Annotated in this window: 21 protein-coding genes; 11 read left to right on the top strand and 10 right to left on the bottom strand. The window is 62.5% G+C overall.

Features of this window, described 5'->3' with window-relative positions:
- Window positions 1-83: 83 nt before the first annotated feature.
- The 3 genes from DEJ54_RS01610 to DEJ54_RS01600 all read right to left on the bottom strand — a co-directional run bounded on the left by DEJ54_RS01610 (window position 84) and on the right by DEJ54_RS01600 (window position 2,780).
- Window positions 84-1,406, bottom strand: a complete 1,323-nt coding sequence (locus DEJ54_RS01610; protein ID WP_113153023.1) for a TRAP transporter large permease subunit — start codon at window positions 1,404-1,406, stop codon at window positions 84-86.
- Window positions 1,403-1,912: a TRAP transporter small permease subunit gene (locus DEJ54_RS01605; RefSeq protein ID WP_113153022.1), complete on the bottom strand. Its 510-nt coding sequence runs from the start codon at window positions 1,910-1,912 to the stop codon at window positions 1,403-1,405. Before DEJ54_RS01605 ends, DEJ54_RS01610 begins: the two co-directional genes overlap by 4 nt.
- 67 nt (window positions 1,913-1,979) lie before the next feature.
- Window positions 1,980-2,780 (bottom strand): N-formylglutamate amidohydrolase, encoded by an 801-nt coding sequence (locus DEJ54_RS01600; protein WP_113156015.1) that lies wholly within the window; start codon window positions 2,778-2,780, stop codon window positions 1,980-1,982.
- Window positions 2,781-2,938: 158 nt separating this feature from the next.
- Between DEJ54_RS01600 and DEJ54_RS01595 the strand changes: the two genes are divergently transcribed.
- The gene (locus DEJ54_RS01595) at window positions 2,939-3,784 is read left to right on the top strand and encodes a MurR/RpiR family transcriptional regulator (protein WP_113153021.1); all 846 of its coding nucleotides are present in this window, start codon (window positions 2,939-2,941) and stop codon (window positions 3,782-3,784) included.
- Window positions 3,785-3,994: 210 nt separating this feature from the next.
- Here DEJ54_RS01595 and DEJ54_RS01590 read toward each other — a convergent pair whose 3' ends face one another.
- From DEJ54_RS01590 to DEJ54_RS01565, 6 genes are all read right to left on the bottom strand, one after another.
- Window positions 3,995-4,675, bottom strand: a complete 681-nt coding sequence (locus tag DEJ54_RS01590; RefSeq protein ID WP_113153020.1) for a GntR family transcriptional regulator — start codon at window positions 4,673-4,675, stop codon at window positions 3,995-3,997.
- 170 nt (window positions 4,676-4,845) lie between these two features.
- A complete protein-coding gene (locus DEJ54_RS01585) occupies window positions 4,846-5,856 on the bottom strand; it encodes an ABC transporter ATP-binding protein (protein WP_113153019.1) in 1,011 nt (336 codons plus the stop codon).
- Window positions 5,857-5,865: 9 nt separating this feature from the next.
- Entirely contained in the window at window positions 5,866-6,930 is a 1,065-nt protein-coding gene (locus tag DEJ54_RS01580) for a Gfo/Idh/MocA family protein (protein ID WP_113153018.1), read from the bottom strand.
- Entirely contained in the window at window positions 6,927-7,766 is an 840-nt protein-coding gene (locus DEJ54_RS01575) for a carbohydrate ABC transporter permease (protein WP_113153017.1), read from the bottom strand. The genes DEJ54_RS01580 and DEJ54_RS01575 overlap by 4 nt, the downstream gene beginning before the upstream one ends.
- Window positions 7,767-7,782: 16 nt before the next feature.
- Window positions 7,783-8,706 (bottom strand): carbohydrate ABC transporter permease, encoded by a 924-nt coding sequence (locus DEJ54_RS01570; RefSeq protein WP_113153016.1) that lies wholly within the window; start codon window positions 8,704-8,706, stop codon window positions 7,783-7,785.
- 183 nt (window positions 8,707-8,889) lie between these two features.
- On the bottom strand, window positions 8,890-10,146 hold the full coding sequence (locus tag DEJ54_RS01565) for an ABC transporter substrate-binding protein (protein WP_113153015.1): 1,257 nt from the start codon (window positions 10,144-10,146) through the stop codon (window positions 8,890-8,892).
- A gap of 395 nt (window positions 10,147-10,541) precedes the next feature.
- Between DEJ54_RS01565 and DEJ54_RS01560 the strand changes: the two genes are divergently transcribed.
- From DEJ54_RS01560 to DEJ54_RS01535, 7 genes are all read left to right on the top strand, one after another.
- Complete coding sequence (locus tag DEJ54_RS01560) at window positions 10,542-11,435, top strand: N-acetylglucosamine kinase (protein ID WP_113153014.1); 894 nt, start codon at window positions 10,542-10,544, stop codon at window positions 11,433-11,435.
- The gene (locus DEJ54_RS01555) at window positions 11,432-12,190 is read left to right on the top strand and encodes a GntR family transcriptional regulator (protein WP_113153013.1); all 759 of its coding nucleotides are present in this window, start codon (window positions 11,432-11,434) and stop codon (window positions 12,188-12,190) included. The genes DEJ54_RS01560 and DEJ54_RS01555 overlap by 4 nt, the downstream gene beginning before the upstream one ends.
- Window positions 12,191-12,217: 27 nt before the next feature.
- On the top strand, window positions 12,218-13,378 hold the full coding sequence (gene nagA, locus DEJ54_RS01550; RefSeq protein ID WP_113153012.1) for an N-acetylglucosamine-6-phosphate deacetylase: 1,161 nt from the start codon (window positions 12,218-12,220) through the stop codon (window positions 13,376-13,378).
- A gap of 86 nt (window positions 13,379-13,464) precedes the next feature.
- Entirely contained in the window at window positions 13,465-15,717 is a 2,253-nt protein-coding gene (locus DEJ54_RS01545) for a heavy metal translocating P-type ATPase (protein ID WP_204360841.1), read from the top strand.
- Between the two features lie 636 nt (window positions 15,718-16,353).
- Complete coding sequence (locus DEJ54_RS23450) at window positions 16,354-16,875, top strand: LysR family transcriptional regulator (protein WP_224873389.1); 522 nt, start codon at window positions 16,354-16,356, stop codon at window positions 16,873-16,875.
- Window positions 16,876-16,893: 18 nt separating this feature from the next.
- On the top strand, window positions 16,894-17,256 hold the full coding sequence (locus DEJ54_RS23445) for a hypothetical protein (protein WP_245447665.1): 363 nt from the start codon (window positions 16,894-16,896) through the stop codon (window positions 17,254-17,256).
- 128 nt (window positions 17,257-17,384) lie between these two features.
- On the top strand, window positions 17,385-17,642 hold the full coding sequence (locus DEJ54_RS01535; RefSeq protein WP_113153011.1) for a hypothetical protein: 258 nt from the start codon (window positions 17,385-17,387) through the stop codon (window positions 17,640-17,642).
- 32 nt (window positions 17,643-17,674) lie between these two features.
- On the opposite strand, the gene DEJ54_RS01530 is transcribed toward DEJ54_RS01535, so the two are convergent.
- Window positions 17,675-18,481, bottom strand: coding sequence for an IclR family transcriptional regulator C-terminal domain-containing protein (locus DEJ54_RS01530; RefSeq protein WP_113153010.1), 807 nt, complete (start codon window positions 18,479-18,481; stop codon window positions 17,675-17,677).
- Window positions 18,482-18,537: 56 nt separating this feature from the next.
- Here DEJ54_RS01530 and DEJ54_RS01525 point away from each other — a divergent pair, with 56 nt between their 5' ends.
- The 3 genes from DEJ54_RS01525 (at window position 18,538) to pcaF (ending at window position 21,442) form a co-directional block, all read left to right on the top strand.
- Complete coding sequence (locus tag DEJ54_RS01525) at window positions 18,538-19,395, top strand: CoA transferase subunit A (protein WP_113153009.1); 858 nt, start codon at window positions 18,538-18,540, stop codon at window positions 19,393-19,395.
- Complete coding sequence (locus tag DEJ54_RS01520; RefSeq protein ID WP_113153008.1) at window positions 19,392-20,168, top strand: CoA-transferase subunit beta; 777 nt, start codon at window positions 19,392-19,394, stop codon at window positions 20,166-20,168. The genes DEJ54_RS01525 and DEJ54_RS01520 overlap by 4 nt, the downstream gene beginning before the upstream one ends.
- A 68-nt stretch (window positions 20,169-20,236) precedes the next feature.
- On the top strand, window positions 20,237-21,442 hold the full coding sequence (pcaF, locus tag DEJ54_RS01515) for a 3-oxoadipyl-CoA thiolase (RefSeq protein WP_113153007.1): 1,206 nt from the start codon (window positions 20,237-20,239) through the stop codon (window positions 21,440-21,442).
- The last annotated feature ends 459 nt before the right edge of the window (window positions 21,443-21,901 follow it).

Below are 21,901 nucleotides of genomic sequence, written 5' to 3'. Positions count from 1 at the left end.
CTCCTCTGGTTGTTGTCCCGGTCGTTGATGCCGGGCATTGGCGCAGGCTTTTCTGGTCGTGACCTCCTTGGGTTTTTGGCGTGTCAGCGAAGGTAGACGTGCTGGGGAAGCCACAGCGCGATCTGCGGGAAGACCATGACGATGATGAGCGCGAACACCATCACCGCCACGAAGGGCACAATGGATCGGTAGATGTCTCCGAGTTTGATTTCCGGCGGCGCCATGGCGCGCATCAGGAACAGATTGTAGCCGAAGGGCGGGGTCATGTAGGCGATCTGGCAGGTGATCGTGTAGAGCACGCCGTACCAGATGAGGTCGAAGCCGAGCAGCTTGACCAGCGGCACGTAGAGCGGCGCGACGATGACCAGCATGGCCGTGTCGTCGAGGAACATGCCCATGATGAGATAGGAGAGCTGCATCAGGATCAGCACCTCCCAGGGCGACAGGCCTAGCTGGTCGAGGAAGAAGCCTTCGATGGCCTTGACCGCGCCAAGCCCGTCGAACACCGCGCCGAAGCAGAGTGCGGCCAGGATGATCCACATGAACATGCACGAGACGGCGAGCGTCTTGCGCACCGTGTCGTGAACCACTTTCAGCGTCAGCCGGCCACGAATGGCGGCAGCCGCCGTTGCCGAAACCGCGCCGATGGCGGAGCTTTCCACGAGGCTGGTGATGCCCATGACGAAGAGCCCGGTCATCAGGAAGAAGATCATGAAGGGCAGGATGCCGGCCGACAGGAGCTTGATCTTTTCCGACATCGGAATGCGCCGCTCTTCCGCCGGAAGGACGGGGCCGAGATTGGGCTGCAGCCAGCAGCGCACGGCGATGTAGAGAATGAACAGGCCGGCCATCAGGAGACCCGGAAACACGCCGGCAAGCCAGAGCTGGCCGACCGGCTGGCGCGCGATCATCGCGTAGAGCACGAGCACCACGCTGGGCGGCACGAGAATGCCCAATGACGAGCCCGCCTGGATGACGCCGGTCACCATGATCTTGTCATAGCCGCGCCGGAGCAGCTCGGGCAGCGCGATGGTCGCGCCGATGGCCATGCCGGCGACCGACAGGCCGTTCATGGCCGAGATCACGACCATCAGGGCGATGGTGCCGATGGCAAGCCCGCCGCGCACCGGCCCGAACCAGACATGGAACATCTTGTAGAGATCGTCGGCGATGCCCGATTCCGACAGCATGTAGCCCATGTAGATGAACAGCGGCAGCGTCAAAAGCGCGTACCATTTCATCAGCTTCATGGCGGCCGAGAAGGCGATCTCGGAGCCGCCCGTGCCCCACAGAAGAAGCGCGAACACCACGGCGATGAAGCCGATGGCCCCAAACACGCGCTGGCCGGTCAGAAGCAGGCCCATCATGCCCGTGAACATGAGGATGGCGGTGAGTTCGTAGCTCAAGTGAGTTCCTCCCCGCGCACCCGCGCCAGATCCTTGAAGAGCTGGGCCACCGCCTGAAGCAGCGTCAGCGCGATGCCGATGCACATGATGATCTTGATGGGCGCCATGTAGGGCGACCAGGACGAGTAGCTGGTTTCGCCGTATTTCAGCGCGTAGGACGTGGAGGAAAAGCCGCCGTAAAGGAGCAGCGACAGGTAGAAGATCAGGAACAGGATGGTGATGGAATCGACGATGGCCTTGGTGCGCGGTGACCACCGCGCATAGATCAGGTCCATCCGCACGTGGGAATCGTTCTGCAGCGCCCATCCGCCGCCGACCATGTAGTAGGCGACCATGGCGAACTGCGCCATTTCCAGCGTCCACAGCGGCGGAATGGACACGGTCTTCATGATCGACGAGTACAGCAGGATGCCGATCATCAGGAAGATCATGTACATGACCACCAGACCGACATAATGGTTCGTCCGGTCGATCAGGCGCACATAGCGCCTTATGGCGTTTGGCATCGGCTCCTGTCTCCCATTCCTCTCTCCCTCGTTCCCCGTTCTGGTTTCGCCGCCAGCCCTGTTGTTGTCAGTTTTGCCTGGGGCCGGCTGCGTGTATGTCGATGTGAAAGCGCTCCAGCGCTGTTTCGAGCAGCCGCGCAGTGCGCTCCGCCCATTCCTGTTGCCCCGCCTCGTCGGCAATCAGGTCGCTGCAATATTCGATCATGACATTCAGGAGGCCGTGCTGGATGGCGTGGAGGCGCAGCGTGTGCGTGACGCCATCATCCGGCCCGTAAGGATAGTTGCGCATCGCATTGGCGACGCCTTCCTCCTCCGCGTGCTGAAGCATGGCGTCGGCCAGCCGACGGTCGCGGTCATGCAGAATGCCGACGGCGCGGTGGCGGGCGATGCCGAAATAGACGCGCGTGAAGGAGTGGATCGTGACGATGACCGGCAGTTTCCCCGGGCCGGTGCGGCTGGCGATCAGCTCCGCCAGCGCATCGCGAAACGGTTCGTAGATTGCCGCGACGCGCTCGCGGCGGGCATCGTCGGAAAGGTTGCGGTTGCCTGGAATGGCGTGGACTTCGCTCATTTCCGGGATGGCGTCCATCGCCTCCGGCGGGCGATTGCAGTCATAGACGAGGCGCGAAAAACGCTGATGGATCAGTGGCGCGTCGAGCAGGGCCGAGAGCCTGCGCGCGGTTGCCAGCGCACCGATGTCCCAGGCCGCGTGGCTTGTCAGCGTTTCCGGCTTTACGCCAAGCGTTGAAAGCGCGCGCGGGATGGCGCGCGAAGCGTGCTCGCACACGAGAATGACCGGCGACTGCCCGTCGGCGCGCTCAATCTCGAATGGCTGTCCTTCGGATGGAGCAAGCAATGCCCTGACCATCAAACCTCCACACAAGCCGTCCGTTCCCTTGTTGTTTTTTGAGTGGAACGATCCCCTGAAACGGCTCTGTAATATTGATTAGCATTGCCGCTCATTTGTCAATCGTGTAATTTTTGTTACGGAATGGGGCAGCGCTCTTTGGAGAAACGCGTTTGGGAATGAAAGAACAGGTTCACGCAGCGCTCGGCCAGATGACGGGCGCAGAGCGCAAGGTGGCGCATGCGTTTCTCGCCAACTATCCGAGCAGCGGCCTGTCGACGGTTGCCGAGTTCGCCGCTCTTGCCGGAACCAGCGCGCCGACCGTGCTGCGCTTCGTCTCGCGGCTGGGTTTCTCCGGGTATCCGGAGTTTCAGCGCCTGCTGCGCACGGAAATCCAGGCGGAGCTTCTCTCGCCGCTGGAAAAGGGTGACACCTCGCCGGCGCGCAGCGCGGATGGCTCAGCGCTCGGGTCTTACTTCGCACGGGCGACCGCCAACATTCAGGCGACGCTCGACGCCATTCCCGAAAGCGAGTTCGAGGCTGCCTGCGCGTTGCTTTCAGATCACAAATCGGCCTGCTACATGCTTGGCGGGCGCTTCAGCGATGCCATTGCGCGCTACATGGCGGCGCATCTGCGCATCGTGCGGCCCAATGTGCGCCGCTTTCAGGACCAGACCTCTACCTGGGACGATCAGTTGCTGGATGTGAGGGCAGGGGACGTGGTGGTGCTGTTCGACATTCGTCGCTACCAGCGCGACCTCGTGCATCTGAGTGAGCTTCTTTGCGAGCGCAAGGCGCGTATTGTGCTCATCACCGACACCTGGCTTTCGCCGATCTCGCATTACGCGCGGGTGGTTCTGCCCTGCGCCATCGATTCCGGCCGCACCTGGGATTCCGGGGTCGTGCTGATGGCGCTGGCGGAAGCCATTGTCGACCGCGTGACGCACCGGGACTGGGACGCCGCGCGCAGCCGCATTCAGGCGCTGGAGCACATTCACTGGAACAAACCGCCTGCCACGGAGTAGCCGGGAGTATCAGCCGGTTGCGCCGAGCGCCCTCGTGGTTCGACAGGCTCACCATGAGGGCTGTTGAGGTGCCGAGACCGGCACAAGCGCCGACTGCCGCTTTCTGAACGTGTGAGGCCTGGCTTTTCGATGCCTTGCGCCCGATCTCCAGTAGCCCTCATGGTGAGCCTGTCGAACCACGAGGGCGCGGGGCACCAAGGGGATCGCGCCTCACTTGCAGAGCGGACGCAGCAGCGACTGTGTTGCGCCGATGTCGGCATTGATGGCTTGGCGCAGTCCGGTGCCGTCCTGTCTGCGCAGGGCGGCGATGGCGTCGTGATGATGGCGGGTGAAGTTCTTGCCTTCCGGCGAGCGCAGAATTTGCTCCAGGTGGCGTGAGAGCAGGCGCATGTAAGGGCCGAAGCGCAGCCATAAGGTTTCCGCGATTTGCAGCAGCACGTCCGAACCGGAACAGCGATAAAGCGTGAAATGGAAATCACGGTTTTTCACGAGCATCTCGTAGATGCTCTCCTCACCGCTTGAGGCGTCATGTGCGGTGGTGAGGCGCTCGAGCGTGCCGATGGCCTCGTCCGTTGCCTGGGTGGAGGCGAGTTCTGCGGCAAGTCCTTCCACTGCGACACGGGCGCGGCACAGATCATCCAGCCTTGCGATGCTGATGGCGGGGATGCGGGCGGAGCCGTTTGAGGCGATTTCGAGCGCGTTCTCGGCAGCAAGCCGGCGCAGGGCTTCGCGCACCGGCATGTGGCTGGTGCCGAAAGTCTCCGCGAGCGATGCAATTGTGAGTGTCTGGCCGGGATCGAAACGACCGACCATGAGCGCATGACGAAGCTGCTGGTAGACGCCGTCCTGAATGGTGACGCGTCGGGAGACCGGGACAAATCCGCTATCCATGGCCAATCCAACCTCCTGTCCGTATCAAACGCACGATAACAGCTTCCGGTGGACGGGTTAAGGATAGACTAAGCGATGGTTGCGGCGCGTTTTGGCGCAGGCGGGCAGGGGCGCGGGGGCGCAGACATGAACCACGCCCGCGTCCCCCATATATCTGAGTTGGAGCCTGTTCAGCCGTTCCGGCGGATGGCCTTGCCCTCGTCGTCGAAGCGGAAGACGCGGTTCTCGTCGAACTTTGCCTGCTGCGTGCTGTCGATCTCGAAGTTCTGCTCGCCGAACAGGCGCGCGCAGACGAGGCCGGATTCGCCGCAGTCCAGATAGACATTGGTGTCTGCACCCAGATGCTCGATGTGAGAGACACGGCCTTCGATATCGCCGCCTTCGGCAACGATGGAGATATGCTCGGGGCGAATGCCGATGGTTTTCGCATCGTCGCGGCCAAGCCGTGCAGCCTCGATGAAGTTCATCTGCGGCGACCCGATGAAGCCGGCGACAAACAGATTGGCCGGATCGTTGTAGAGTTCCATCGGCGTGCCGACCTGCTCGATCCTGCCCGCATTCAGAACGACGATACGGTCGGCCAGCGTCATGGCTTCGGTCTGGTCATGGGTGACGTAGACCATGGTTGCGCCCAGCTCGCGGTGGAGACGCGCAATCTCCAGACGCGTGTTGACGCGCAGCGCCGCATCGAGGTTTGAAAGCGGTTCATCGAACAGGAAGAGCTTGGGCTTGCGCACCACGGCGCGACCAATGGCGACGCGCTGGCGCTGGCCGCCCGAAAGCTCTGCGGGCCTGCGGTCGAGATAGGGTTCGAGCGACAGCATTTTCGAAGCGAAATCGACACGCTCGGCAATATGCGCGGCCGGGTGCTTCGCCTGTTTCAGGCCGAGGCTCATATTGTCGCGCACGGTGAGGTGCGGATAGAGCGCGTAGGTCTGGAACACCATGGCGATGCCGCGCTTGGAGGGCGGCGTTGTGTTGACTTCGGCACCGTCGATTTCGACATGGCCGCCGCTGGCGTCTTCCAGCCCGGCGATGATGCGCAGAAGGGTGGATTTTCCGCAGCCCGACGGGCCGACGAAGATGACGAGTTCGCCGTCCTGAACCTCCAGGTCCACGCCCTTGATGACGTCTACCTGGCCGAACGACTTGGTGATGTTCTTGAGTGCGAGTGAGCCCACGGTTTCGTCCTACAGTTCTACTTCTTTGCCGCTTCGCACGCTTTCGTCGGCGGCGAGGCAGATGTTGAGAGATTGCACGGCATCGTTCATGTGCCGCGAGAGATCGATGTCTTCGCGGATGGCTTTGAGAACGAAGGCCTGTTCGCGGTCGCACAGCTCCTGATGACCCGGCTCGCCTTCCATGGAGAGGAGCGTGTCCTCATTGGCAAAGCGGCCCTGGGCATTGGTTTCGGCCCTGTGGATGCGGATGCGTGAGGTTTTCGTGTGGGCGTCGATGTCGTCCGATTTCGCGCCCTCGTCCATGACGATGGAGACGCAGCCATTCGGCGACACGATGTCCTTCACGAAGAAGGCGGTTTCCGACATCATCGGCCCCCAGCCGGCCTCATACCAGCCGACCGAACCGTCTTCGAACATCACCTGGAAATGTCCGTAATTGTACATGTCCGGGGCGATTTCGTCTGAAAGCCGGACCCCCATGCCGCGCACTTTCACCGGTTTGGCGTCGGTGATCTGGCACATCACGTCCACATAGTGCACGCCGCAATCGACGATGGGCGGCGTGGTCTCCATCAGCTGCCTGTGCGTGTGCCAGCTCGGACCGGAGGACTGCTGGTTCAGGTTCAGCCGGAACACGTAAGGCCCGCCGAGCCCGCGCGCTTCCTCGATCAGCCGCACCCAGGAGGGGTGGTGACGCAGGATGTAGCCGACGACCAGCTTGCGGCCATGGGCCTTTGCCGTTTCCACCACGCGCCTTGCATCTGCGACATTGGTGGCCAGTGGCTTTTCCACGAACACATGCGCGCCGGCTTCCATCGCTGCGATGGCGTAGGCCGCATGGCTGTCGGAATAGGTGTTGACGGAGGCGAGATCCGGCCGGGTTTCGGCCAGCGCTTCCTCATAGCCGGTGAAGTGCGGATAGGCTTTCAGCGCATCCGGCAGGTCCGGCTTCGAGCGGCTGACAAGGCCGACGATCTCGAAACCGGGATTGGCGTGATAGGCGAGCGCGTGGCTCATTCCCATATTGCCGAGGCCTGCGACCAGCACCCGCACGGGCGTCTCCTGCGCACTCATTTCACTGCTCCCGAGGTGATGCCGCGGATGAGCTGGCGCGAGAAGATCAGATAGAGGATCAGCACCGGCAGGATGGCGAGCGACAGGGCCGCCAGAACCGCGTTCCAGTTGGTGACGAACTGGCCGATGAAGACCTGTGCGCCAAGTGTGATGGTTTTCGTTTCCTCGGCAGGGGCGAGGATCAGCGGGAACCACAGATCGTTCCAGATCGGGATCATGGTGAAGACCGCGACCGTGGCCATGGCCGGCCGTACGAGCGGCAGGACGAGGCGGAAGAAGATGCGGTATTCGCTGAGCCCGTCGATGCGACCGGCGTTCTTCAGGTCGTCGGATACCTGTCGCATGAACTCCGACAGGATGAAGACGGCCAGCGGCAGGCCCTGCGCCGTGTAGACGAGGATCAGCGAGGTCAGTGTGTTGACGAGGCCGGAGGCGGCCATCATCTGCAGGATCGCCACGGTGCCGAGCCGGATCGGGATCATGATGCCGAGCGCCAGGTAAAGGCCCATCAGCGAATTGCCCTTGAAGCGGTATTCGGCAAGCGCGAAGGCGGCCATGGCGCCGAACAGCAGCACCATGAACAGCGACACGACGGTGACGATGAAGCTGTTCTGGAAATAGAGCAGGAAGTCGCCCTGTTTCAGAACGGTTTCGAAGCCGACCAGGCTGAAGCTTTCCGCATTGGGCAGCTCCAGCGGCGTGCGGAAGATGGCCTTGCGCGACTTGAAGGCGTTGATGACGATCACGAACACCGGGAACAGTGCGATGATCGTGTAGGTGGCCAGCACCGCATGGGCGGCGATGGAGCGGGCGGGGGAGTGTCTTGCCATGCTCATGTCTGTGTCCTCCCGCTCAGAACTGGTAGCGGCGCAGCCGCCGCTGGATGCCGAACAGATAGATCGACACGCCGATGAGAATGATGACGAACATGGCGGTGGCGATGGCCGCGCCCAGGTTCGGGTCACCCAGCTGAAGCTGGAAGCCGAAGAAGGTGCGGAACATGAACGTGCCCAGAATGTCGGTCGAGAAATCCGGTCCCGCCAGCGCGCCCTGCGTGGCGTAAATCAGGTCAAAGGCGTTGAAATTGCCGACAAAGGTGAGGATCGAGATGATGCCGATGGCGGGCAGGATCAGCGGCAGCTTGACCTTCCAGAACTGCGCCATGCCGGTGATGCCGTCGCATTCGGCGGCTTCCAGAAGTTCGTCCGGGATGGAGAGCAGCGCGGCATAGATCAGCATCATCGGAATGCCGACGAACTGCCACACCGAAATCAGCGCCAGCGTCGTCAGCGCGTAGGCTTCCTTGCCGAGCCAGGGCTGGAAAAGGCTTTTCAGGCCGACCATGTCGAGCAGGTTGGGGGCCACGCCCCATAACGGGCTCAGGATGAGTTTCCACGCAAAGCCTGCAATGACGAAGGAAAGGATCGTCGGGATGAAGATGGCCGTGCGATAGAAGGAGCGCATGCGCAGGCGCGGGCTTGAAAGCAGCGCAGCCAGAAGAATGCCGATCGGGTTCTGCACGATCATGTGAACGATGAAGAACCAGGTATTGTTCTTGAGCGCGTTCCAGAACTGATCCGACCATTGCGGATCGCCGAACAGGGCGCGGAAGTTCTGCAGGCCCACATAGACCTGGCTGTTTTCCACGTCGCTGTACATGGCCAGCTGCAGTGTGCTGAACAGCGGGATGATCATGATGGCCGTGTAGATCAGCACGGCGGGCGCCAGAAACACGGCGATATGCCAGCGTATGGGCTTCTTGGTGGCTTGGGCCATGGAACGTCTCTCTGGAGCATTTCCCGTTCGGAATGAACCAATGCGAATGAAAAGGAATTGCTCAACTTATTGAATCTGGAGCCATTTCTTGCCGATCAGGTGATTTCATCTGATCGGAAAAGGCTCTATGGCGCCGGGCCCGCGCAGGTGGCGGACCCGGCTTCCTGTTCAAAGGATCAGGATTTACTGCTGCGGCTCGTACCAGCCTGCCAGGCCGTCCTGAAGCTGCTTCGCGCCATCCTCGGGCGACTGTGCGCCGCGCAGAACATTGGCCGAGACGTTCCACATCTCGTTCCAGAGGTTCGGCGTGCCGCGCGAGATGATCTGATGCGCGGGACGGATGGTGGATTTGCAGTTTTCGCGCCAGGAAACGAATTCCTGCGCCAGCGGATCTTCCATCTCGACCGTTTCGCTGGAGAGCGAGAAGAAGCCCGGCAGCGAGTTGGCGTAGAGCGAGGCGAACTCAGCCGAACCGACCCAGTTCAGGAAGGTGCGGGCGGCTTCCGCATTCTCGGTCTTGGCGTTCATGCCGATGCCGATATCCGTGTGATCGGAGATGTAGCACTCGTCGCCGGCGTTCTGCACCGGCGGTGCGAATGCGCCCAGCTTGAAGTCGGCCTGGTCGTTGAAGATCGAAATTTCCCACGAACCGGCGGGGAAGATCGCCGCGCGGCCGAGCGTGAACAGGTTCTGGCTGTCGGGATAGGCCTGCGCCTCATAGCCGTCGCCCAGATAGGGCGCCCATGCGGCGAGCTGGCGGAAGGGCTCGACCCACTGGTCGTCGGTGAGCTTCTGCTCGCCGCTGATCAGCGCCAGACGGCCTTCTTCGCCTTTCCAGTAGTTCGGGCCGATATTGGTGTAGCCCATCGTGGCGGCTTCCCACTGGTCCTTGGCGCCCATGGCCATGGGAATGTAGGTGCCGTCTTCCTTGATCTTCTCCAGAACGGCGAAGAACTCTTCATTGGTCTTCGGCGGCTCGATGCCCAGCTCTTCGAAAGCGTCGGCATTGTAGATGAAGCCGTGGATCACGGACGCCATCGGCACGCAGAAGGTTTCCGCGCCGTCATCCGTGCTCCACGCGGCCTTCGCCACATCGGAGAAGTTCGCCATGTTCTCCAGATCCTGGATCGCCGACAGGTGACCCTTCTGGTAGAGGCTGAGCGATGCGTCGAACGGACGGCAGGTGATCAGGTCGCCAGCCGTGCCGGCGTCCAGCTTGGAATTGAGGACCGCGTTGTACTCGGTCGGCGCGCTCGGCGCGAACTTGACCTTGATGCCGGGATTCTTGGCTTCGAAAGCCGGGATGAGCTTTTCCTGCCAGATGGTCAGGTCGTCATTGCGCCAGCTTTCGATGGTGAGCTCGGCATCCTGCGCCATCGCCACGCCGGACGCGCCGAGCATGGTTGCGGCGAGTAACGCCAGTTTGGTGGATTTCATCATGGTCTTCTCCCTGGTTTGCCCCGGGGCATCGCAGCCGCGCCTGCACGACAGGTCGCAACGGCGCCCGGAGCGCTGCTGAAATGTTCCTATGGAGGTTCTTTTTGGTAGCCGGCTCTTGAGCCCGGCCGGCATTTCCGGTTTTCTGGTCACGCACTGGCGCTTCTTTGTGTGCCTTGTGCGCTCCGCTCCCCGGACCCCTCTGCTCCTCCAATGGAGAAATTAAAGGCCAAAAAAATACCATTTGTCCAGAGGTGAATCTTTCATCTTCGAACGGTTTTTTGAGTGGCTCAGATTTTTGTGAAGCAAAAACAGATGGATGCGTTAAATTTTCGGCGCTCTGTTTTTTCTTGTTTCCTAGAGGTATCTTTTTGGTATCATGATTGCGAGGAGTGATCATGAGCGAATTTGTCATTGCAATCGATGGTGGGGGAACGAGCTGCCGGGCCGCATTGGCCGACCGGCATGGCAATGTTCTCGGGCGCGGAAAACGCGGCTCCGCCAATATTTTTACCGCGTCGGACGCGATTGGCGAGAACATCGTGATGGCCGCCCGTGAGGCACTCCACGATGCAGGGCTCGATGCGCTCGATCTCTCCGGCATTCCGGCCTATCTGGGGCTTGCGGGCATCAATGTCGGTGAGCGGCAGCGGGCGCTTGCCCGGGCGCTGCCCTTTGCCGACACACAATTCGTGCATGACGGTCTGATCGCGCTTCAGGGCGCGCTCGGCGACAATGACGGTGTCATGGCCATTCTGGGCACCGGCTCCGCCTATGTTGCGCGATCCGGTGGCGTGCTGCGCAATGTGGGCGGCTGGGGTTTCGCCATCGGCGATCAGGGCAGTGGTGCGGTTCTTGGCCGAACACTGTTACAGCAGACCCTGCTCGCCCATGACGGCATTCGCGCACACACGCCGCTCAGCCGCGCCGTCATGGCGCATTTCCAGAACAATCCGGAGGCGATGGTGGAGTTCGCGCAGCAGAATGCGCGACCGGCCGATTATGGTTCCTTCGCGCCGATGGTTTTCGAGTACGACGATCAGGGCGACCCTCTGGCCAGACGCATTCTGCGCGACACGGTGCGCGATATCACCGAGACGCTCGACACGGTCGTTTTCGAGGGGTGCGAACGCCTCTGCCTCCTGGGTGGTCTCGGGGCGCTCTATGCCGGGCGGCTTGAGCCGCGGCATCAGGCGATCCTGAAAGAGCCACTGGCCGACGCGCTGGGTGGTGCGGTGCAGCTTGCGCTGCGCGCGTTCCCGCCGGCCATGGAAGGGGAGGTGCGACGATGAGCGTATCGAAACTCTTCACCGAAGAGAGCGTGGCGGCCATGGGGTCCGGCCCGCTTTATGTGCGCCTGCGTCGCCTTCTTGAAGATGCGATCAGCGGTGGAGCGCTGGGCGAGGGCGCGGCCCTGCCGACCGAGCGCGACATCGCCGAACTGACGGGCTTGAGCCGTGTCACGGTGCGCCGCGCCGTCGATGATCTGGTGAAGCAGGGGCGTCTCATTCGCCGCCATGGCTCCGGCACGTTCGTTGCGCCCTCGGTGTCGCGCGTCGAACAGTCTCTCTCGCTGCTGACCTCGTTCACCGAGGACATGGCGCGGCGCGGACTGTCTGCCCGGTCCGAGTGGCTGGAGCGGGTGGTTGTTGCGCCGTCTCCTGACGAAATGATGGTGCTGGGGCTTTCGGTGGGGGATACGGTCTCCCGGCTGGAGCGCCTGCGCATCGCCGACGATGTGCCCATGGCCATCGAGCGGGCATCCATCATTGGCAGCTTCCTTCCCGATCCGGCATCGGTGACGGATTCGCTCTATGATGCGCTGGACATGCGTTCTGCCCGGCCGTGCCGCGCCACGCAGCGCATTTCCGCGCGCAATGTGGATGAGCGCGAGGCCAAGCTTCTCAAGGTCGCGCCCGGTGAGGCCGCGCTTTATATCGAGCGCGTTTCCTACCTGCCCAATGGCCGGGTCATTGAATTCACCCGTTCGATCTATCGCGGCGACGCCTATGATTTCGTCGCCGAGCTGAAGATCCCGGAACGTTGATGTAATCCAGAAAATCGGAACCGAGACATGTCTTCTTTCGCACTCGTCGGCGCGCGCATCTTTGATGGAGACGCCTGGCAGGATGACCGGGCGCTGATCGTCGAGAACGGTCGGATTGCCGGGATCGAGCCGCTGGAAGCGCTTGCTCCCGACTGCGAACGGCGCGAGGCGGGCGGTGCGATGGTCGTGCCGGGCTTCATCGATCTGCAGGTCAATGGCGGCGGCGGCGTGATGTTCGACGGCGATTGCGGGGTCGGGGGACTGCAGAAAATCTGCAGCGCGCATGCGAAATTCGGCACGACCGGGCTTCTGCCGACGCTGATCACCGATACGCGCGAATCGACCGCAGCGTCGATTGCCGCCGGTGTTGAAGCGGCGCGGATGAAGATGCCCGGCTTTCTCGGCCTGCATCTGGAAGGACCGCACCTTTCCATCGCGCGCAAGGGCGCGCATGATCCGGCGCTGATCCGTCCGCTGGAGGATGGCGATCTCGCCGCCATGATCGAGGCGCGCCGGGAGCTGCCGGCGCTGATGGTGACGCTGGCGCCCGAAAATGCGACGGCTGAACAGGTGAAGGCGCTGGTCGGGGGCGGTGTGAAGGTGAGCCTCGGGCACACGGACACGACCTGCCGCACGGCGCTGGCCTATGCCGAGGCGGGCGCATCGCTGGTAACCCATCTCTTCAATGCCATGAGCCCGCTTGCCCATCGCGAGCCGGGTGTCGTTGGCGCTGCGCTCGACAGTGGCCGTCTGTGGGTTGGCATCATTGCCGATGGTGTTCACGTCGATCCGGTGGCGATTGGCGTTGCCCTGCGCGGCAAGAATGGCCCGGCCCGCATTTTCGCGGTGACGGACGCGATGTCGACCATCGGCACCGATCTGAAATCCTTCACGCTGAACGGTCGCACGATCATGCGCGAAAACGGCCGGCTGACGCTGGAAGACGGGACGCTGGCCGGCGCGGATATCGACATGATTGCGACGGTTGCCTATCTGCACCGCACGGTCGGGCTGCCGCTCGAGGAAGCGCTTCGCATGGTAAGCGTCTATCCGGCGCAGGCCATCGGGCTCGATCACGCCAAGGGGCGCCTTGGCGCTGGCAGGGACGCCGATTTCGTGGTTCTGAACGATGATCTCGGCGTTGTCTCCACCTGGATCGGCGGCGAACCCGTGCATCAGGCCGGCTGATCGAATTCGCGCATTTTTCCTCTTGAAGCTCTAGTGACTAGAGATCCTATCCTTGCAGGCGTTGAAAGTCTGTAAGGAGAATCATCGTGTCCTTGAAACAGGATGATAGCGCCGCAAACCCCTATTCCTGGAAGGTGGGCGGCATGGATTGTGGAAGCTGTGCGAACAAGATCCGCACCGCCGTGGAGCGTTTTCCCGGTGTGAGTGATGTCAGTGTTTCGGTGATGTCCGAGACGCTGGCCCTGTCGCTGGATGAAAACAAGACCGGGCGCGACAAGGTGGAGCGTGCGGTCAAGAAACTCGGCTATTCGATTGCGCCGCGTCAGCGCGGGGAAGCGGCCGAAACGGGCGCGGTTACGCAGAGCTCCTGTTGTAGTGGGCATGATCACGCACATGGGCAGGGTTCTAAAGTTGAGCGCGCCGAGCCGGGACATGGCGTTGCCGGTCATGTGCACGGCGCGGATGATGGCGACCGCAGCTGGTATCAGACCGGTAAGGGGCGTCTGGTGATCCTGACCGGACTTCTTCTGGTCGCCGCCTGGGGTGCGGAATTCCTGCTGCCGGGTGAACTCGGCATGTGGGCATTCGTTGCGGCCTGTCTGATCGGCGTTGCGCCCATCGCCCGCCGGGCCTTTGCCGCGCTCAGCGCAGGCATGCCCTTCACCATTGAAATGCTGATGACGGTGGCCGCCGCCGGTGCCCTGTTCATTGGCGCTGCCGAGGAAGCGGCGCTTGTCGTCTTCCTGTTCGCCGTGGGCGAAGTGCTGGAAGGTGTGGCGGCCAACCGCGCGCGCGCCGGCATCCGGGCGCTGGGCGATCTGGTGCCCAAGACCGCGCTGCTTGAGGAAAACGGCAAGACCCGCAAGGTGCAGGCCGCAGAGCTGAAAATCGGCCAGATCGTCATGGTGCGGCCGGGCGACCGGATTCCCGCCGATGGCGAGATCGTCGACGGCATTGCCGGCATCGACGAAGCGCCGGTGACGGGCGAATCCGTGCCGCGCACGAAGGGCGAGGGCGAAGACGTTTTCGCCGGTTCGATCAGCACCGATGCGGCGATCCGTGTGCGCGTGACGCGCGCGCCGGAGGACAACACCATTGCGCGCATCATTCGTCTGGTCGAGGAAGCGCAGGATGCGCGTGCGCCAACAGAGCGTTTCATCGACCGGTTCAGCCGTTACTACATGCCGGCAGTGGTGGGGTTCGCCCTGCTGGTCGCCATCGTGCCGCCGCTTGCGGCGGGGGCTGCCTGGGATGTCTGGATCTATCGCGCGCTGGCGCTGCTCCTGATCGGCTGCCCCTGTGCGCTGGTGATCTCCGTTCCTGCTTCCATCGCCTCCGCACTCTCCACCGGTGCGCGGCGTGGCCTGCTTCTGAAGGGCGGGGCCGTTATCGAGGCTGCCGCCCGGACCGATCTCGTGACCTTCGACAAGACCGGCACGCTCACGGTCGGCCGTCCGGCGGTGACGGATGTGTGGGCCGCCGATGGCGATGAGGCGCGTGTTCTGGCGCTGGCTGCCGGCGTTGAAGCCGGTTCCAGCCATCCGCTGGCCGAAGCCGTTCTGGCCCATGCCGAGAGCCTTGGCGTTTCCTATGAGGCGGGCAGGGATGCGCGCGCCATTCCCGGCCGCGGTGTGGAGGCGCGCGTGGGTGGCGAGACCGTGTTCGTCGGTTCGCCGCGCCATGCCGAGGAAGAAGGCGCGATGACCGCGCTGGCAAGGAGCCGCATTGAGGCTCTGGAGGCCGAGGGCAAGACGGTTGCCGCCGTTTTCCGCGCCGGTGCGCTTTCAGGCGTGATCGCCCTGCGCGACGAGCCGCGCGAGGATGCCGCCGCTGCCATGCAGGAGCTCAAGGCGCTCGGCGTGCGCACCATGATGCTCACCGGTGACAATGCGCGCACGGCGGAAGCCATCGCCGGACGCCTTTCGATGGAGTATCGCGCCGAGCTTCTGCCCGATGACAAGGTGTCCGCGATCCGTGAGCTGACCGGTCGGAACACGGTGATGATGGTTGGCGACGGCATCAACGACGCGCCGGCGCTGGCCACCGCCAATGTTGGCGTGGCCATGGGCTCGGGCACCGATGTGGCGCTCGAATCGGCCGATGGCGCGCTTCTGCGCAACCGTGTGGGCGATGTCGCCGGCATGGTGCGGCTGGCGCGTGCGACGATGGCCAATATCCATCAGAACATCGCCATCGCGCTGGGGCTCAAGGCCGTGTTCCTGGTCACCACGGTGCTGGGCGTCACGGGGCTCTGGATCGCAATCCTTGCAGACACCGGCGCGACCGTTCTGGTAACGCTGAATGCGCTGAGGCTTCTGGGCTTCCGCATGGAGCGTTAGATCGTCCTGCGAGCGATCGGATGCTCAAAAGGGCGATCTGGAACATTGATGGATAGCCGTCGGTTTCGACGCTTTTTCGCTCCCTTCAGAATCGACAAAAGCCGGCCCCTGTGGCCGGCTTTTTTACGGGGTTGTATACGCATAATTATACGTGAAATTTAGCGTATAAGTTGTATTTCTTGTTTATCACTTATCGATGTTGATAACCGATTATCCTTATGAAAAGTATGGATTTTCCCGATATTGATTCCCCAAAGGTTGCATAGATATCCACATAATCCATTACAGGTTGTATATGTAATCTGAATCCGATATCGTTCAGAAGTTGTATCGAACAGGGTGCGTCGGAAATCCGGGGGTACTTATGTTTCAGCGGACATGTTTGTAGCGCCGCTTTGATCGGTTTTCCGGGCCAGTAGGGTCCGGGCTGATGAGTTGGCGTCGCATCGGCAGCGCTTGTCGCGGCTGATGCAGAACGGTGCAGAGCGCATCGTGAAACTGCATTGCGCGGATGAACCGTGTGATGCGGACGGACGGTTATTGCCGTCTTGCAGAAGCGTTGTGTGCCGCGTTCGCGGCAGCGTCTTTCGGGTCAGATTCCCACCTCTTATGAAGCGAGGCGTAGAGCATATGGGCATGCACAGACAGGATGGACTTTCATTTGCAACTTTGCGGGCTGCCGAAGCGGTCATCGACACGCGCAGCCTGACCGGCGCGGCGCAGAAGCTGGGCATCAGCCAGCCGGCAGTGAGTATGCATCTGGGGCGTCTTGAGAAGGCGATCGGCACGCCGCTGATCAAGAAACTCGGCAACCGGATCATCGTGAAGGAAGAGATTTCCCGGCTTATCCGCCAGATGCTCGATCTTGAGCGGCGTCTGCGCACGGTGGGTTATGAAAAAAATGTCTCGAAGCTGAAGGTCGGTATCTGCACCTACACCGCGCCGCTGCTGCTTGCCGGCCTCGGGCGTCTTGGCAAGATCAAGGAGAGCGTGAGTTGGCGCATCGCCGATTCCAGGCGGCTCGAAGAGATGTACGATCTGGGGCAGGTGGATGCCGTTTTCCGCGCGCTCTACCCGAATGAAATGGGGCCGGATCTGATCAGCGAATATGCGATGCGGTGGATGGGCTCGCGCGAGCTGGCCGAACAGACCAAGTGAAACAGCGGCTCCATACCGGTGGTGCTGACCAATCCGCAGTCGCCGCTCGGCATCGTCGCCCGCGAATGGCTCCGCCATCGCCGCGTTTCCTATGACGTGATCGGCGAGGTGGATGATATCACCAACGCGATGAAGCTGGTCGCCAACGGGGCTGCGGTCTCACCGTTGCCGGGTTTCGTTTTCGATGGCAATCCGGCGCTGCATGAAGACTGTGTCGAGGTCATTCCGGGCGGGCTCGAGATCCGCTACGGCATGTTCTTCGACGACAAGCGTTTCAATCTGCGGCTCGCAATGGACATTTTCGAACTTCTGCAGGGTGAGTTGCATCGCATGACACCCCCGCCTTCTGCCTATCAGGGGCAGGGCCTGGCCCATCAATAGATAGCGCCCGCCAAATCGGCATGCCGCCGCGCAGGTCTCTGCGCGGCGCTGTTATGCCTAGAAACTGTCGTCAAAATTTCACCCAGCCGCCGCTTTGCCGTCAGGTTCGGCGCGCAAGATTCCAAATTATGAGAAGACTGATTCAAAACGCCCGTTCGGACGCGCAGACTGATGCGCAAATCGATGCCCTCCTGTCTCCGCAGGATGAGGTGTCCATCGTGGATTCGCTTTTCACCATGTCAAAGGGGCATGGCCATGCCGGTGCGCGCGACGTGTTGGAGCGTGTGCTGGAGGCGCGGCTCGAAGCGCGCCTTGCACGCCGTATGCGCCAGACCATCGAGCAATCTCCAGGCAATGACGACAAACGTCCAAGGAGTGCCGCATGAACCGCTGTGTCATACCGCTTGAGGGCGGCCGCCTATTGCAGGGCGAGAAAGTCTTCGATTTCGCGCGCGGCAGCCAGCAGGGTGGGCAGGATGGACTGCTCCATCTGGGCGCAGGTGAAGCGCGCCGACTGCGTGGAGACGTTGAGGGCGGCGGTGATGCGCCCCGCCTTGTTGCGTATAGGCACCGCAATCGAGCGCAGTCCGAGCTCCAGCTCCTGGTCGACGATGGCGTAACCGCGCGCGCCGGCCAGGGCCACCGTTTCGGCGAGTTCGGCACGGTCCGTCACCGTTCGTTCGGTCTTGGCGCTGATCGACGCCTTCGCGAGAAAACCGGTGAGTTCGGACGCTTCCAGATCTGACAGAAGAACCCGACCCATCGACGTGCAATAGGCCGGAAGCCGCGTGCCGACATTGAGCCTCACGGACACGATTCGCCGGCCGGCCACGCGGGCCACATAGACGACATCCTCGCCCTCCAGAACGGCTGCGGAGCAGGATTCGCCAAGTGTTGCGGACACCCGCCGCATGACGGGCTCTGCATAGCGCCAGAGCGCGGCGTCGCCCATCCATGTCCGGGCGAGCCCCAGCAGTTTCGCGGAAAGCAGGAAGCGCCGGTCCGCCTGGCGCGCATAGCCGCTCGCCACCAGTGTGAGGAGCAGCCGCCGCGCGCCTGCGCGTGTCAGCCCGGCCTCCGTCGCCACTTCCGTGAGCGTCATGCCGTCCGGCGCATTTGCCAGAATTTCCAGAACGCCCAGCCCCTTCTGCAGCGATCCCACGAGATCGCGGGAAGCCTGGGCGTCAGCTGTGGCGGGGGCATTTGACTCGGTTTCATTCTCCATCTAGAAAGTATCGCATATAAAACTTTTGTTCGCAATACGAACTTACGAGGAGTGCCATGGCGCGTTTCGTCCCGCTGCCCCAGGCGGTTGCGGAGAACCTGAACAACGGCGACAGCGTCGCTTTTGAAGGCTTCACCCATCTCATCCCCACCGCCGCCGCCCATGAGGCGATCCGCCAGGGTTTCCGTGATCTCACGCTGATCCGCATGACCCCCGATGTGGTCTACGACCAGATGATCGGCATGGGCCTCGCCCGCAAGCTGGTCTTTTCCTATGCCGGCAATCCGGGGGTGGGGCTTCTGCGCCGCCTGCGCGATGCGGTGGAAAACGGTTTTCCGCACAAGATCGAGATCGAGGAACATTCGCACGCCGCCATGGCCAATGCCTATGAGGCGGGCGCGGCCGGGCTTCCCTGTGCGATCTTCCGTGGCTATCGCGGCGCGGAGCTCGCCCGTGTCAACCCGAACATCAAGTTCATCGAGTGCCCCTTCACGGGCGAGAGCCTGGCCGCCGTGCCGGCGCTGCGGCCAGATGTTGTCTTCATTCATGCGCAGAAGGCGGACCGGAAGGGCAATGTTCTGGTCGAGGGCATTGTCGGCATTCAGAAAGAGGCGGTGCTTGCAGCGAAACGCGCTGTCGTGACTGTGGAAGAAGTCGTCGACGATTTCTCCGACCTGCACCCCAATCTGACCATTCTGCCCCACTGGACGGTGACTGACATCGCCGTGGTGCCGGGTGGCGCGCACCCGTCCTACACGCATGGCTATTACGCGCGTGACAACGCCGAATATCTGAAATGGGACAAGATCGCCGCAGACCGCGATCTGTTCCGCGACTGGATGCAGAAGAATGTGCTTGATGCGACGCCCGAGGATTTCGCAGGCCGCGTCGAGAAGCTGAGGGACGCAGGATGAGCAAGCCCGAATTCACTCCCAATGAAATGATGACGATTGCCGCCTCGCGCGCGCTGAAGAACGACGATGTGTGCTTCGTCGGCATCGGCGCGCCCTCGGCTGCCTGCAACATTGCGCGCCTGACGCATGCGCCCGACATCACGCTGATCTACGAATCCGGCACCATCGGCACCGCGCCGGACGTGCTGCCGCTCTCGATTGGTGATGGCGAGCTGTGCGACACCGCGCTGACCACGGTGCCGGTGCCGGAAATGTTCCGCTACTGGCTGCAGGGCGGGCGCATCACCATCGGCTTTCTGGGCGCGGCCCAGATCGACAAATACGGCAACATCAACACCACCGTCATCGGTGACTATGACAGCCCGAAGACGCGGCTTCCCGGTGGCGGCGGTGCTCCGGAAATCGCTACCTCCTCGCAGGAAGTCTACATCACGCTCGCCCAGTCGAAGCGGGGCATGGTGGAGAAGATCGACTTCTACACCTCCTTTGGACATGGCGATGGCGGCGACCACCGCCAGAAGCTCGGCATCGACACCAAGGGGCCGACGCTGCTCATCACCGATCTTGCGATCTGGAAGCCGGATCCGGTGACGAAGGAGTTCACCGTCGTGTCGCTGCATCCCGGCGTTACGCGCGATCAGGTGCAGGAGACCTGCGGCTGGACCGTGACGTTTGCTGACGGTGTCGAAGAGACGCCGCCGCCCACCGAACTCGAGCTTGCGACATTGCGCGACTTGAAAGCCCGCACCGAAGCGGCCCATAAGGGCGCATGATCTTTCCGCCGCGTGGCGCACGCGGCGGCTGGGCGCTGCCCGGCATTGATGGTTAGGAGACCTCACTCATGGCTGAAGCTTTCATCTGCGACTACATCCGCACGCCGATCGGCCGTTTCGGCGGCGCGCTTTCCTCCGTTCGCGCCGACGATCTGGCTGCCCTGCCGATCAAGGCGCTGATGGAGCGCAACCCGAATGTCGACTGGGCGGCGCTGGACGATGTGTTCTATGGCTGCGCCAACCAGGCCGGTGAGGACAACCGCAACGTGGCGCGCATGGCCGTGCTTCTTGCGGGCCTGCCCATCGAGGTGCCGGGCTCCACGGTGAACCGCCTGTGCGGTTCGGGCATGGATGCGATCACCATTGCCGCGCGCGCCATCAAGGCGGGTGAGGCGGAGATCATGATCGCAGGCGGCGTGGAATCCATGAGCCGCGCGCCCTTCGTCATGCCGAAGGCCGAAACGGCCTTCTCGCGTCATGCGGAAATCTACGACACCACCATTGGCTGGCGCTTCGTCAACAAGCTGCTCAAGAAGCAGTATGGCGTCGATTCCATGCCGGAGACGGGTGAGAACGTGGCGGCGGATTTCTCTGTCAGCCGCGCCGATCAGGACGCCTTTGCCGTGCGCAGCCAGAACAAGGCTGTTGCCGCGCAGGAAAACGGGCGTCTCGCCAAGGAAATCATCCCCGTCACCATTCCCCAGCGCAAGGGCGACCCGGTGGTCGTCGACAGGGACGAGCATCCGCGTCCGGGCACCACGGTTGAAAAGCTCGGCAAGCTGCCGACGCCTTTCCGCGAGGGCGGCAGCGTGACTGCCGGCAACGCCTCCGGCGTCAATGACGGTGCGGCTGCGCTCATCATTGCTTCGGAAGCAGCGGCGAAGAAGTACGGCCTGACGCCGATTGCCCGCATTCTCGGCGGCGCGACGGCGGGCGTTCCGCCGCGCATCATGGGCATCGGCCCGGCTCCGGCGACGCAGCGCCTTTGTGCGCGGCTTGGCCTGAAACCTTCGGATTTCGACGTCATCGAGCTCAACGAGGCGTTCGCCTCGCAGGGCATCGCCGTGCTGCGCGAACTGGGCCTTGCCGAGGATGCGCCGCAGGTGAACCCGAATGGCGGCGCAATCGCGCTTGGCCATCCGCTGGGCATGTCGGGCGCCCGCATCTCCGGCACCGCTGCGCTTGAGTTGCAGGCCGGCGGCGGCAAGCGCGCGCTTGCCACCATGTGCATCGGCGTTGGCCAGGGCATCGCGCTGGCGATGGAACGCGTTTAATCACGATGGCGATGGGGCGGGGTAACCCGCCCTTTTGCTTTTGGGCGCTCATTGCGGTGAGGGTCTTTATCCTCGCTGGGTGACAACATCAGCCCTCATCCTGAGCTTGTCGAAGGGCGAGGGCGGTATGACGGGCTCAGGTGGTGACGTTGGCGCGTGCTTTCATCTCGCCCTTCGACAGGCTCAGGATGAGGTGAAAGCAGGGAGATGTGAGGCGCTTGCCTTGCCTTGCGTTGTCTTGTCTCGCGTTGCGGTGCCCCGCCTTGGGTTGCCTCGCCTTGGGTTGCGTTGCAGTGCTTTGCGATGCCGTGATGTGTTTGTTCGCCTCTCCCACATCACCAGCGCTTCCGCATTGTCTTGGTCTTCGAAGTGTTCAGCCCATCGTCTCGCGCGTCGACTTCACCAACACAGCCCTCATCCTGAGCTTGTCGAAGGGCGAGGGCGACATGACGGGCTCAG

Origin of the sequence: Nitratireductor sp. OM-1, from assembly GCF_003296175.1 — a bacterium.
In the GTDB taxonomy this organism is placed as follows: Bacteria; Pseudomonadota; Alphaproteobacteria; order Rhizobiales; family Rhizobiaceae; genus Nitratireductor; species Nitratireductor aquimarinus.
The sequence above is the reverse complement of the archived record's forward strand: the minus strand, read 5'-3'. Positions and strand labels throughout refer to the sequence as shown.